General features: G+C 59.1%; 3 protein-coding genes. 1 reads left to right on the top strand and 2 read right to left on the bottom strand.

Annotated features, from left to right (window positions below):
* Nucleotides 1–14 precede the first annotated feature (14 nt).
* A complete protein-coding gene (locus FHU41_RS10995; RefSeq protein WP_179389702.1) occupies nucleotides 15–10,910 on the bottom strand; it encodes a beta strand repeat-containing protein in 10,896 nt (3,631 codons plus the stop codon).
* Nucleotides 10,911–12,247: 1,337 nt separating this feature from the next.
* On the opposite strand from FHU41_RS10995, the gene FHU41_RS10990 reads away from it, so the two are divergent.
* Entirely contained in the window at nucleotides 12,248–13,792 is a 1,545-nt protein-coding gene (locus tag FHU41_RS10990; RefSeq protein ID WP_179389701.1) for a sigma-70 family RNA polymerase sigma factor, read from the top strand.
* Nucleotides 13,793–14,073: 281 nt separating this feature from the next.
* On the opposite strand, the gene FHU41_RS10985 is transcribed toward FHU41_RS10990, so the two are convergent.
* Nucleotides 14,074–14,586, bottom strand: coding sequence for a hypothetical protein (locus tag FHU41_RS10985; RefSeq protein ID WP_179389700.1), 513 nt, complete (start codon nucleotides 14,584–14,586; stop codon nucleotides 14,074–14,076).
* Nucleotides 14,587–14,611 lie beyond the last annotated feature (25 nt).

The following is a 14,611-nucleotide window of genomic DNA, read 5'->3' as shown; positions in this document are numbered from 1 at the left end:
AGTCTGTGACACTCCTATGCCCGTGATCGCTTGCGGCGGCTTATCACCATGAATAGCCCTCCGAGCAGGATCGCCAACACACCCACACCCAAGCCAGCCAGGCTGGCCCCGGTATAAGCCAACGGCGGTGCCTGCGGTATCGGAGGAAGATCCACCACCGCAACACCCGGCGGAGGCGTGACCGGAGGACCCGTCGGCGGTGTACCTTCAATCGTCGCGGTATTGACCACCTTCTCTGCATTGATATCCGACTGAGTGAGCGCATACGTCGCGGTCGCCGTCACCGTCTGACCCGGGGTCAGCGTGCCAGCTACCCCCGGCCAGCTGTAGCTGAGCTCCGAAAGACCAACCAACTTGTCGTTGATCACGACGCCGGTCAACGTCACGTTCCCGGTATTGGTTGCCGTGAAGTGATACGTGATCACGTCACCCACCTTCGCCGGATTCTGCACATGACTCGCGTCAGCAGTCTTCGCGAACGACATCGCCGGACCCTGCGGCAGCGGAGTATCCGTCGTGCTCGGCGGAGGCGTCAACGGTGGACCGCTCGGCGGTGTGCCCGTGGTGGTCGCCGAATTCGCTACGTGACCGGCATCAATATCAGCCTGCCTGAGCGGATAGGTTGCGGTAGCTGTCACCATTTGGCCGGGTGACAACGTCCCTCGGGTTCCCGGCCAGGTATAGGTGAGCGCTGAAAGCCCCACCAAGCCATCGTGGATCGCCACCCCGGTCAGCGTCACGTTACCCGTGTTGCTTGCGGTGAAGTTGTAGGTCACCAGATCCCCGACCTTTGCCGGATTCCGCACCGCACTGGCGTCAGCGGTCTTCGCGAACGACAGACCCGGCCCCGGCGGCAACGGAGTATCCGTAGTGACCGGAGGCGTGGACGGACCGCCCGTCGTCGTCGCGGAGTTCGCTACGTGACCGGCATCAATATCCGCCTGAGTAATCGCATAGGTCGCAGATGCCGTGACGACCTCACCGGGTGCCAAAGTACCTGGAGTGCCTGGCCAAACATAGGTCAGAGGCGACAGGCCAGCTAGGCCGTCCACAATGCTCACACCCGTCAAGGTGGTGTTTCCGGTATTTGTCGCGGTGAAGTGATAGGTAATCACGTCACCGACAACAGCCGGATCCTGAACTGCGGAAGCGTCGGCGACCTTCGTCAGCAACAGCCCCGGCCTTTGGTCGGCCGGCACCGAAGCGCTCGACGGCGGTGAGTCCACGATCTGACCCGTCGGCGGAGTGCCATGAGCCACCGCGGTGTTATCCACGAAGCCCGCATCCACATCTGCCTGCGTCACCGTATACGTCGCAGTGCAAGTTATCGACTCGCCCGGATCCAATGGAATCACCGCATTAGGAGGCCCAGGACACGTCACCACCGGTGCCGCACCCGTCCCCGTGAACGCAGTCTCCGTCACCGTGACCGGAGCCAAGGTCACGTTTCCGGTATTCGTCACCAAGAACGAGTAGTGAAGAACCTGCCCAGCACCCGTCAGCGACGTCTCCGCCACCGACTTCACCAAAGACACCGCTGGTGCCGGTGGTAAAGGAGTGTCCGTGGTTCCCGGCGGCGGCGTTACCGGAGGACCGCTTGGAGGCGTGCCAGTCGTCGTCGCTGAATTCGCCACATGACCAGCATCAATATCAGCCTGGGTGATCGCATACGTCGCCGTCGCAGTGACAACCTCACCGGGTGCTAGCGTGCCAGCTACTCCCGGCCAGGTATAGGTGAGCGGCGACAAGCCAACAAGGCCGTCATTGATAGTGACACCCGTAAGCGTGACGTTACCCGTGTTCGTCGCAGTGAAGTGATAGGTAATCACATCGCCAACCTGCGACGGGCTCTGCACAGCAGACGCATCAGCAGTCTTGCTAAACGTCATCGCCGGAGCCGGAGTCAACGGGGTATCCGTCGTTCCCGGCGGCGGCGTGACCGGGGGACCACTCGGGGGCGTGCCCGTCGTCGTGGCCGAGTTCGCCACATGACCAGCATCAATATCAGCTTGGGTGATGCTGTACGTGGCCGTCGCCGTGACAACCTCACCGGGTGCTAGCGTGCCAGCTACTCCCGGCCAGGTATAGGTGAGCGGCGACAAGCCAACAAGGCCGTCATTGATAGTGACACCCGTAAGCGTGACGTTACCCGTGTTCGTGGCAGTGAAGTGATAGGTAATAACATCGCCAACCTGGGACGGGTTCTGCACAGCGCTAGCGTCAGCGGTCTTAGAGAACGTCATCGCCGGAGCCGGAGTCAACGGAGTATCCGTCGTTCCCGGCGGAGGCGTCACCGGAGGACCGCTTGGGGGCGTGCCCGTCGTTGTCGCACTATTGGCCACGTGACCGGCATCAATATCAGACTGCGTCACCGCATAGCTTGCGGTCGCCGTCACCACTTCACCGGGCAACAACGTGCCCGGAGTACCAGGCCAGGTATACGTCAACGGGGAGAGTCCAACGAGACCATCATTGATGACCACACCCGTGAGCGTGACATTACCCGTGTTCGTGGCAGTGAAGTGATAGGTAATAACATCGCCAACCTGGGACGGGTTCTGCACAGCGCTAGCGTCAGCGGTCTTAGAGAACGTCATCGCCGGAGCCGGAGTCAACGGAGTATCCGTCGTTCCCGGCGGAGGAGTCACAGGCGGACCACTCGGCGGAGTGCCCGTCGTCGTCGCACTATTGGCTACGTGACCGGCATCAATATCCGCCTGAGTCACCGCATAGGTTGCAGAAGCTGTGACAACCTCGCCCGGCAACAACGTGCCCGGAGTCCCCGGCCAGGTATAGGTGAGCGGCGACAAGCCAACGAGACCGTCATTGATCACGACGCCAGTCAACGTCACGTTACCCGTGTTCGTAGCAGTGAAGTGATAGGTAATCACATCACCCACCTGCGAGGGGTTCTGCACCGCACTAGCGTCAGCGGTCTTGCTGAACGTCATCGCAGGATTAGCAACCAACGGCGTATCCGTGGTTCCCGGCGGAGGCGTCACCGGAGGACCCGACGGAGGTGTACCCGTCGTCGTCGCGCTATTGGCTACATGGCCCGCATCAATATCAGCTTGGGTGATGCTGTACGTCGCCGTAGCAGTAACAACCTCACCCGGCAACAACGTGCCAGGAGTCCCCGGCCAGGTATAGGCCAACGGGGAGAGTCCAACGAGACCATCATTGATGACCACGCCAGTCAACGTCACGTTACCGGTATTGGTAGCGGTGAAGTTATAAGTAATAACATCACCAACCTGGGACGGGTTCTGCACCGCCGACGCGTCAGCGGTCTTGCTGAACGTCATCGCAGGATTAGCAACCAACGGCGTATCCGTGGTTCCCGGCGGAGGCGTCACAGGCGGACCCGACGGAGGCGTGCCCGTCGTCGTCGCACTATTGGCTACGTGACCGGCATCAATATCAGCTTGAGTGATCGCATACGTCGCAGTCGCAGTAACAACCTCACCCGGCAACAACGTGCCCGGAGTCCCCGGCCAGGTATACGTGAGCGGTGACAAACCAGCTAGTCCGTCATTAATCACCACACCGGTCAGGGTGACATTACCCGTGTTCGTAGCGGTGAAGTTATAAGTAATAACATCACCAACCTGGGACGGGTTCTGCACCGCCGAAGAATCAGCAGTCTTAGAGAACGTCATCGCGGGTGCCGGGGTCAACGGAGTATCCGTCGTTCCCGGCGGAGGCGTGACCGGCGGACCACTCGGCGGAGTGCCCGTCGTCGTCGCGGAATTCGCCACATGACCCGCATCAATATCCGCTTGAGTGATCGCATACGTCGCAGAAGCCGTAACCGTCTCACCTGGCAACAACGTGCCCGGAGTGCCAGGCCAGGTGTACGTCAACGGCGACAAGCCAACGAGACCATCATTGATGACCACACCAGTCAACGTCACGTTACCCGTATTCGTCGCAGTGAAGTTGTAGGTAATCACCTGACCGACCACGGCAGGAGACGTCACAGCCGAAGAATCAGCAGTCTTGCTAAACGTCATCGCGGGGTTAGACGTCAACGGGGTGTCCGTGGTTCCTGGCGGAGGCGTGACCGGGGGACCACTCGGAGGTGTACCCGTCGTGGTCGCCGAGTTCGCCACATGACCAGCATCAATATCAGCTTGGGTGATCGCATAGCTCGCAGTTGCCGTGACAACCTCACCCGGCAACAACGTGCCCGGAGTCCCCGGCCACGTGTACGTCAACGGCGAAAGCCCAACCAGACCATCATTGATGACCACACCCGTCAACGTCACGTTACCGGTATTGGTAGCCGTGAAGTTGTAGGTAATCACATCCCCAACCTGGGACGGGTTCTGCACCGCCGACGCATCAGCAGTCTTGCTAAACGTCATCGCGGGGTTAGACGTCAATGGGGTGTCCGTGGTTCCTGGCGGAGGAGTCACCGGAGGACCCGACGGCGGAGTACCCGTCGTCGTCGCACTATTGGCTACGTGACCGGCATCAATATCAGACTGCGTCACCGCATACGTCGCCGTCGCCGTGACTGATTCACCGGGCAACAACGTGCCCGGAGTCCCCGGCCACGTGTACGTCAACGGGGAGAGTCCAACGAGACCGTCATTGATAATCACACCCGTGAGCGTGACGTTACCCGTATTGGTAGCGGTGAAGTTATAGGTAATAACGTCGCCAACCTGGGACGGGTTCTGCACCGCACTGGCGTCAGCAGTCTTGCTAAACGTCATCGCAGGATTAGCAACCAGCGGAGTATCCGTCGTTCCCGGAGGAGGCGTGACCGGCGGACCACTCGGAGGAGTGCCCGTCGTCGTCGCGGAATTCGCTACGTGACCGGCATCAATATCCGCCTGAGTCACCGCATAGGTTGCGGTCGCCGTGACAACCTCACCCGGCAACAACGTTCCCGGAGTACCCGGCCACGTGTACGTCAGCGGGGACAAACCAGCCAAGCCGTCGTTGATCACGACGCCAGTCAACGTCACATTGCCAGTGTTCGTAGCAGTGAAGTTATAGGTAATAACATCACCAACCTGAGACGGGTTCTGAACAGCCGACGCGTCAGCAGTCTTAGAGAACGTCATCGCCGGAGCCGGAGTCAACGGAGTATCCGTCGTTCCCGGCGGAGGCGTCACCGGCGGACCCGACGGCGGTGTACCCGTCGTCGTCGCGGAATTCGCCACATGACCGGCATCAATATCAGCTTGAGTGATCGCATACGTCGCCGTCGCAGTAACAACCTCACCCGGCAACAACGTGCCCGGAGTCCCCGGCCACGTGTAGGTCAACGGCGACAAACCAGCTAGTCCGTCATTAATCACCACACCGGTCAGGGTGACATTACCCGTGTTCGTAGCAGTGAAGTGATAGCTAATAACATCACCAACCTGGGACGGGTTCTGCACAGCCGACGCGTCAGCCGTCTTAGAGAACGTCATCGCCGGAGCCGGAGTCAACGGAGTATCCGTCGTTCCCGGCGGAGGAGTCACAGGCGGACCACTCGGCGGAGTGCCCGTCGTCGTCGCGGAATTCGCCACATGACCCGCATCAATATCCGCTTGAGTGATCGCATACGTCGCAGTCGCCGTGACAACCTCGCCCGGAGCCAAAGTACCCGCGGTACCCGGCCAGGTGTAGGTCAACGGCGACAAGCCAACGAGACCATCGTTGATGACCACATTCGTCAACGTCACGTTACCGGTATTGGTAGCCGTGAAGTTATAGGTAATAACGTCACCCACCTGGGACGGGTTCTGAACAGCAGACGCATCAGCCGTCTTGGAGAACGTCATCGCCGGAGCAGGAGTCAACGGAGTATCCGTCGTTCCCGGCGGAGGCGTCACCGGAGGACCCGACGGCGGTGTACCCGTCGTCGTCGCGCTATTGGCTACATGACCGGCATCAATATCCGCCTGCGTGATCGCATAGGTTGCGGTCGCCGTCACCGTCTGGCCCGGCAGGAGAGTTCCTGCCGTACCTGGCCAGGTATAGGTGAGTGCAGACAAGCCCGGCAGCGGATCACTAATCACGACACCGGTCAATGTCACGTTACCCGTATTGGTCGAAGTGAAGTGATAGGTAATCACATCACCCACCTGGGACGGGTTCTGCACCGCCGAGGCGTCTGCGGTCTTGGAGAACGTCATCGCCGGGCTAGAAGTACCCGGAACCGAAGCAGACGACGGCGGTGAATCCACCACCGGACCCGAAGGCGGAGTGCCATGAGCCACCGCAGTATTCGTCACTTGACCCGAATCGAAATCAGCCTGAGTCACCGCATACGTCGCCGTGCAGGTCACCGATGCGCCTGGAGCCAAGGAAGTAGCACCCGCCGGGCAGGTGATAACCGGAGCAGTACCCGTCCCAGAGAACGACGTCTCAGCCACCGTTACCGGAGCAAGAGTCACATTCCCCGTATTCGTCACCACAAACGAGTAATGCAAAACCTGACCCGCACCCGTCAAATCAGTCTCAGCAACCGACTTCACCAAAGAAACAGCCGGACCCGCGGCAAGCGGAGTGTCAGTGGTTCCCGGCGGAGGAGTCACCGGCGGACCACTCGGAGGAGTACCCGTCGTCGTCGCGGAGTTAGCCACATGGCCCGCATCAATATCAGCCTGCGTCAACGCATAGGTCGCCGTCGCGGTCACCGCTTCGCCCGGTGCTAGCGTGCCAGCGATTCCCGGCCAGATATACGTCAACGGCGAGAGCCCAGCCAGGCCGTCATTGATCACCACGCCGGTCAACGTCACGTTACCGGTATTCATCGCAGTGAAGTTATACGTAATGAGCTGACCCACTTGAGCGGGTGAGGTCACCGCCGAAGCATCAGCCGTCTTCGTAAACGTCATCGCCGGCCCGGGAGTCAACGGAGTATCCGTCGTTCCCGGCGGAGGAGTCACCGGCGGACCCGACGGCGGCGTACCCGTCGTCGTGGCCGAGTTCGCCACATGACCAGCATCAATATCAGCCTGCGTGACCGCATAGGTAGCGGTCGCCGTCACACTTTGCCCCGGTGCCAAGGTACCGGGAGTACCAGGCCAGGTATAGGTCAAAGGAGAGAGACCAACCAGCGGATCGTTAATAACGACGCCGGTCAAGGTCACGTTACCGGTGTTCGTCGACGTGAAGTGATAGGTGATCAGCTGGCCCACCTGGGCAGGAGAGGTCACCGCGGCAGCATCAGCGGTCTTGCTAAAGGTCATAGCAGGGTTGGAGGTACCCGGCACCGAAGCGGAAGACGGCGGTGAATCCACCACCGCCCCCGTCGGCGGAGTGCCATGAGCCACTGCGGTGTTGTCCACCCGACCCGCATCCACATCCGCCTGCGTCACCGTATATGTAGCAGTACAATTCACCTGAGCACCCGGCGCCAAGGAAGTAGCACCAGCCGGGCACGTGATAACCGGCGCGGTACCGGTACCGGTGAACGCGGACTCAGCGACCGTGACCGGGGCCAGGGTCACATTTCCGGTATTCGTCACCAAGAACGAGTAGTGAAGAACCTGACCCACACCCGTCAAGTCAGTCTCAGCAACCGACTTCACCAAAGAAACAGCTGGACCGGCGACCAACGGGGTATCCGTCGTTCCCGGCGGAGGAGTCACCGGAGGACCACTAGGCGGAGTACCCGTCGTCGTCGCGGAATTGGCAACATGACCCGCGTCAATATCAGCCTGCGTCAACGCATACGTCGCCGTAGCGGTCACCGTCTGACCGGGCAACAACGTGCCCGGCGTACCCGGCCAGGTATACGTCAACGGTGACAAACCAGCCAAACCATCATTGATCACCACACCCGTCAACGTCGTGTTACCCGTATTCGTCGAGGAGAAATGATAAGTAATCAACTGCCCCACCTGGGCCGGAGAAGTCACCGCAGACGCATCAGCCGTCTTACTAAACGTCATCGCAGGACTCAACGTACCCGGAACAGCGGCAGAGGACGGCGGTGAATCCACCACCGGACCCGAAGGCGGAGTGCCATGAGCCACCGCAGTATTCGTCACTTGACCCGAATCAACATCAGCCTGCGTCAACGTATACGTCGCAGTACATGTCACCTGAGCACCCGGAGCCAGGGAAGCGGCACCGGCAGGACAGGTAATGCTCATCGGCGTACCCGTCCCCGAGAACGCAGTCTCGGACACCGTCACCGGAGCAAGAGTCACATTCCCCGTATTCGTCACCACAAACGAGTAATGCAAAACCTGACCCGCACCCGTCAAATCAGTCTCAGCAACCGACTTCACCAAAGAAACCCCGGGATTTGGCGCGGAAGTGATCGTTGCATTCGCGTTCGCCGTCACCGGAGGACCTGTCGGAGGATTACCAGTTACGCTCGCCGCGTTCGTAATATTGCCGCGATCCACATCGGCTTGCGTTGGCGTATACGTCGCCGTACATGTCAATACCGCCCCTGGAGCCAGCGTCGCGGGCTGTACCGGACCGCAACTCAGAGCAGACATCGCACCGGAACCATTAAACGCACCCTCAGAAATCGTCACCGCCGACAGGGCAACGGTGCCCGTGTTCGTCGCCGTAAACGTATACGTCACCGGAACACCAGCAGTAAACGTCGGACTTGACGGCACCTTCGTCAACGAAATCGCGGGCAAGGACGGCGTATTAGTAAACGTACACACCACATTCGCTCCGCCTGCGACGGAAGGCATCGTGAAGGTACCCGTCGCTGCGGAACCACTCGCCACCACAGCATTTCCATGCAGGGTGTCAACACACTGGTAAGTGCTTGCGTAATTGCCCAGATTCGCGCCACCGCTGCCGGTCTCCGCGATTGTGTAAGTAGTACCCGGCAAGCCCAGCACGGGCCCAGCTATCTCGGTGAAGCTCTGATTTTGCACGCCGGTCTCGGTGCCAGTTGTGGTCCCTGTATTACCCTGGGATAAACCGCCCCCGGTAACACTCAACCCAAACTGATCTGACGCGACCACGCGACCGTTCGGAAGATTCTTCTGAACCTGCATCGTATAAGGTGCACCGCAGGAAGCCAGGTCGCCAATTCCCGGAGTCGTTGGGGTCAAGGTAGTTGTTGACACCGTCGCGCCCGAAGATGGGTTGAACTTCGTAAGTGTATCGCCGGCACCTGTTACATACAGGAAGCCATCGGGACCAAAACCAACTCCACCGAAACTAGTCGACGGTCCGCTCGCAATCGCAGTATTCGCGATACTCACGTTGCCGGCAGTCGTCGGAACCGGATCGTTAGTCACCCTTACCGCATATGCCGTCGAGCTGCCGATAACCGCATATAAACGGCCCGATCCATCAAAAGCGATATCTCCGCCGGCGGCGCCCGTTGCGATAAAACCGACCTGGCCCACGAAGGTACTCGTGGCTACGTTATAGGCGAAGAGTACAAGTTGAGTTCCGGTGAAGAAGCCAAAGTAATAATAGCCGGTAGCCGGGTTGTAGGCGCCCACCTTGAGCCCACCGACCACGGTCTGACCCAACGAGACAACGGTACTCGTCTCCGCTCCGGTGACCGCGTTCAACGTCTGGATCGTTGTCGTCGTCAAGCCAGATGCCTCGCGTACGGCGAGAAGAGTGTTACCGGCCAAGGCCAGCGAGTTCATCAGGTCAGCGGAAGGATTTGTGAACCCTCCCGCAAGGGTCGCCGCACCAGTCGCCGGGTCAACCGTCCACAGCAAGTTTGAGCTGGCAGTTTTAGTTTGGTCCAGACCATAGAGAACGCTACAGCTAATCGGAGCCAGTCCCACGGTCAAGGCATAGTCCTCGACTTCACCCGAGTCCGAAGCCCCGATAGGTGATTGAATCTGAGCCGCGGTATAGCCAACTCGGAACCGCGCATAGGTCTGTCCAGGAACTATCCCGCTCAGACCAGACCAGTTCAAAGTCGCACTGGTTGCTCCGGCGGCAAAGCTCGCACAAGCTTGTTCAGACGGATTATCGAAAATGCCATTCTGATTGAAATCGACCCAGCCACAGGTGGTTCCGGCTTTACTCGCCCCACTAATCGCTACCGTAGCCGAGTAAGAAGTATCACCCGCTCTAAGAGGGGGTAAGGCGACGCCGTCGTCAAGAGTATCGAGAGCCGCGGTAGCGCTGGAATTGGGGCTCGCAACAGCGTTGGCGACGTTGATGTTATCGGCAGAGATTCCAGCCCCCAGATGGACATCGCTGACCACCGCGCGGGCGGCATTTCCCTGATCATAGGAAGCGGGCGCATCCCCGAAGTCCTCATCAAAGGTGAACGACACCGGGAACGCATCGAAGGCGTGAAAATTGCTGGCAGCCGTGCCAGCTCGCAGAGCTGTGAAGGACGAAACGCTGAAGGTCAACGAGCTCACCAAGCCGGTAATCGCGACGGTTCCACAACCGGGCGCCGGCGAACCGCTCGTACAGTTGACGTCCATTGTTTTGGTTGGAGATTCGATGGTGTTGCCGCCGGTGATGGCGATGTTCCGTCCGGACGCAACAGCCATCGTTGCGCCAGGCGTAGTCAGAGTGAGCCGCGTCGAAGTCGAGTTGGTCGTGGTCGTGGTCACATTATTTACTGTGCTCGACTGAGTCGCTACTCCGCCAAGTTCGTCAATATGCATGTGGGGGTTAAGCACGGGCTGGGAGAAGGTGAAAGTGAAGGTTCCTATACCCGTACAGAGCCCATAGTCCGGGCAACTCGCGCTGGTTGGCTGTCCAGGGACGCCCAGCGTAATGCCGGGGCTGTTATTGGGGACCGCCGGGGTGTAATCACTTGCGAGATAGCCGTATCCAGCCGTCGTGCCGAACCCGACGGTTGCGGCACTAACAGACTTGCCACCGGCTCCCGCCTGGCTCGCGGTTACGGTGACGCCCGATGGGTAAGTGATGCTCGCCCCCGCTCCAGTGGTAGGGCGTTGATAAGCATCGGCCATCGGAACCACAGGAGAAATCACCATCAACGCTGTCAGCAATGCTGCGGCGGCAGCGATAGCCTTGGACGTCCGCGTCCAGGACTTTGCTTCTCGGTGACTTCTAAAATGTCGCCCCGTAAATATGGTTTTCTGACTCATCTGGCTACTTCCCTCATAACGTCAAACACAAGCAATAAGATCGGATTTCCGGTTCTTTGGCTATTGATCTAGCCCTTGAGACACGATGGCCTCAGCAGCCCCCAGGCTGTGTAGAAATCCCCCGTGGACTATTCGGTCGCGGTGAACAACCATTCATAGTGCGCCTCCCCAGTACGTCGAGAGCCCGGCTCGGGTTTCCCATCCCGGGCCTTGCTCTGATTGGACCACCGAAAATGGCACTCTTCAATTGGCCCATGGGCTATTTCTTATAGCCGATCGGCTAGTTTCAATACGAAAACATAACCGACCGGCTTGCACGTCAGGCCTCCGGGCAACACCACAACCGAGTGCACTCCCCGATCCAGGGTCAGACGTCCCCCAACAGAAATAGTTCATAACTGTTAATAGCTGCGGTGGGGGTAGATTGTGACGGATAGATCCGAGAAATCTTTGAAGACCCGATTTCTCTGCCTCAAGCAGTTTCAGCAGATCCCTGGGAGGGACCCCTTATGGGGTTAAGGGGTCCCTCCTTGCCATCCGATACTCAAGGGGATTGAAGGAGTATCGAAGCCGCTGGGCAGGTCCCGGTGTACCGGTTGATCAAGTGACCTGGGGCCAGCACGACGAGAAGCTCGTCGGGGTTTAAGGTGTCTTGAAATACTGTTCGGTCGGACACCCGACCCGAACCTGATCTTCAAGACGAAAAGACTCCATGCGTTCTGCGAATCACTCCGTGTTTGTTCGCTCTGAAATTCTGCCTACACCTGTTAATAGTCGTGGCGGAACAGAAAGTGATGCGATGTTCAGCCCGGAATCCGCAGCGAAAATTACCGACCGTAGAAAAAATTCAGAAAAAGCGCGTCACTTCTTGATCATTCCGCGCTAGTAATCTCACGGTAGTAAAAATTAGGTAGCGGGACGACGCAGGTTGAGGTCCCCGAAGCAAGAGAGTCCGACGAATTGGCACCGAGACAGGACAGCCCTTCCGATCACACCGATCCCCTTTTCACCGAGGGCTGGCGAGAGGACAATGGCTCTAACAGTACATTCTTCCGCCAAGTATGCGAAGGGGTTGGATATCAGGTTCATACAGATGTAAAGCGCGGAAGAGGGTGGCCACTCAGGTCGGGGATAACTGAGGCCTCCCCCGAAGAACGACTTCCTTATTCGACGATTATCGGAGCCACTGCTGGTGGCTCCTCGAAGGCGAAGGTGGGCTGGAAATGACGATGGCCCTCCAGGATGACACCCTCAATAACAAGACCGACGGCGAGCTTCTCTCCGCTTTGCGCAATGGTGATGAAGGCGCCTACGGCGTTCTCTACCGCCGCCACCAAGCCTCTGCCCTGCGCGTCGCCAACCGGATCACCTGGGACAAACATCGCGCCGAGGACGCCGTTTCCGATGCCTTCACCGCGATCTACTCAGCGATCAAGGACGGCACCGGCCCGGTGGAGGTATTCTCACCATATTTGATGGCCGTTGTCACCAGGAACGTCAATAAGGCGATCCGAAAGGACTCCAAGGAGGCTCCGACCGATGATAATGGGTTCCTCGACAGTCAAGAAGAGTTCCACGACAGCGTCGAAGCCGAGTTCAATCAGTCCGCTATCAAGGCTGCCTTTGATTCACTACCGGACCGCTGGCGCCAAACGCTCTGGTATTTGGATATCCAGGAACTGAAACCCAGGGATGTCGCTCCGATCATGGGATTGACGCCCAACGCGATCGTGGTGTTGCACCGCCGGGCGAAGAACGGGCTCCGCCTCGAATTCGTAAAACAGCATTTGGGGGTCATAACATCGGAGGAATGCCGCCAGATCTCTAAGAACATTCCTGCTTATGTGCTGGGAAAGCTATCTCCCAGCAAGCTGGCCGCTTTCGAAGCTCATCTAGCCGGCTGTGCGTCCTGCACAGCGCTGGTCGAGTCGGTGGGCAACCTGAGAGTCGGGCTCAACGCGACGGCCCTGCCGGTTTTGTTGGGGGCTCCACTGGTATCAACCTTCTCCAACGGAACCGTGGCACTGTCCTCCTCGCCGACATCGAGCACGCACAGCCTCGCAGCGCTGCTGACTCTGGGGAGAAATCTCTCGATCAGCTTGAGCGTTGTATTGGCCTTCGGACTTGGCGGTCTCCTTGTTGCAGATTCAATCCAAACACCCGCAGCGGCCGTCGAAGCCGTCCAATTGCCCAAGAAGATCCCACCGTCGAGCCAGGTGTCTGCCCCGATAGTGACAGCTCCTGCCCCCAGCACTCATAGCACCGCCACTGCACCACCCACACAGGTGCCGAGCCCAACTCAGGAGCAACCGCCGTCGCCCCGGCCGACTCAGCCCGCAGTAATCCCACCCGCTAGCCCGATCCTGCCCACAACAGCACCTTCAGCTACAGCGCAGCCCCTTGCAACTCCGCCACCCAACACCGCCCAGATCCAAAGCTCCTCGGAGACCGTGGTGAAGGATCAGGTACAGATTCGTCTGAGCTTTGCGGTTAGTGGGCAGCGGCCTCCCGGTAAAACAACCTTCAAGTTCTCGGCTCCTTCCGGCACTGCCATCACAAATTTCGCCCCGCCGCAGGGCTGGACCTGCACTACCGTCAGCGCTGGGGTCTCTTCCTGCAGCGGTGCGGCTCAGCTGAACACGCCAATAGAGCTCAATTTCAACCTGAGCAGACCGAATTGCCCAGCCACTGACACCTTGCAAATATCGGCGAGCGGCTCGAATCTTTCACCGTCATCCTTCGCCTGGCCGGTGTCCTGCCGGAGCTGATAGATACCTCCGCCCAGGCGCTGTCATTATTCTGGAAAATATGCTGGAAAGCGGCAACACTTTCCGATCGAAACGGTACTTAAAGAGCGAACCCGCGTTACGGTCGCCCCAGGCCGGCGGAGTTCCTGGGACGAAACGGCGCTTGACCCTTCCCCTTTTTGGGCTCAAGCCTCCCCGTCCCCGGGGCGGACAGGACCTACTCACCCGGTCCTGTCTGCCCCGCTCTAACAACCGCGTCGAGACCAATCCCATAGCGCGGTCACTGACTCAGCTTCGTTTCGTTAGGGCTTAATCGCTGTCTTCACGGTCCAGGAGATAAAAGCCGGAACCAGGATAAGGCCGAGCAGTGGCGTGATGAAGTTGGGGTCCCAGCCATGTACTTGGGCGCTGAAGATCAAGCCAAGAATTCCGGCAACCAAATTAGCCAGGCTCCAGTTAGTGGTTGATCCATCCTCTCGACGGAGAACAGACAGAACGGCGCCGGCAGCACCGAGAACGCTCAGCAAGAGCGCGGCAAAGCAAATCATCCACTGAATGAAGTAGTTGTCGATTTGCGCCGAGAAGACAGCTATCACCACAAACAAAATATTGCGGACCGCAAGGAGCCAACGATCAACGGTGGGCAAGCGGTAGCCGTGAGCGCTCTCCGTTCGCCGCACCCGGACAGCCAGGCTATAGAGCACCAGAATCGCACCGAGAACGAGGATAAAAATGGCAATACTCGTGATGTTCGCGTGAACTACGCCGCGGCCTTCCGCCCCATTCCACAGAATGCTCGCACCAGCTGTCGCCATAATGATTTCCAGTAGGGTAGGCACC

The sequence above is a fragment of the Psychromicrobium silvestre genome, from assembly GCF_013408295.1.
In the GTDB taxonomy this organism is placed as follows: Bacteria; Actinomycetota; Actinomycetes; order Actinomycetales; family Micrococcaceae; genus Renibacterium; species Renibacterium silvestre.
Note: the sequence above shows the minus strand (reverse complement) of the source record. Positions and strands in the feature narration are given on the sequence as shown.

Coding starts and splice junctions, on each gene's coding strand:
- FHU41_RS10995 (WP_179389702.1), bottom strand. CDS start 10,910: ATGGTGATTTCTCCTGTGGTTCCGATGGCCGATGCTTATCAACGCCCT.
- FHU41_RS10990 (WP_179389701.1), top strand. CDS start 12,248: ATGACGATGGCCCTCCAGGATGACACCCTCAATAACAAGACCGACGGC.
- FHU41_RS10985 (WP_179389700.1), bottom strand. CDS start 14,586: ATGGCGACAGCTGGTGCGAGCATTCTGTGGAATGGGGCGGAAGGCCGC.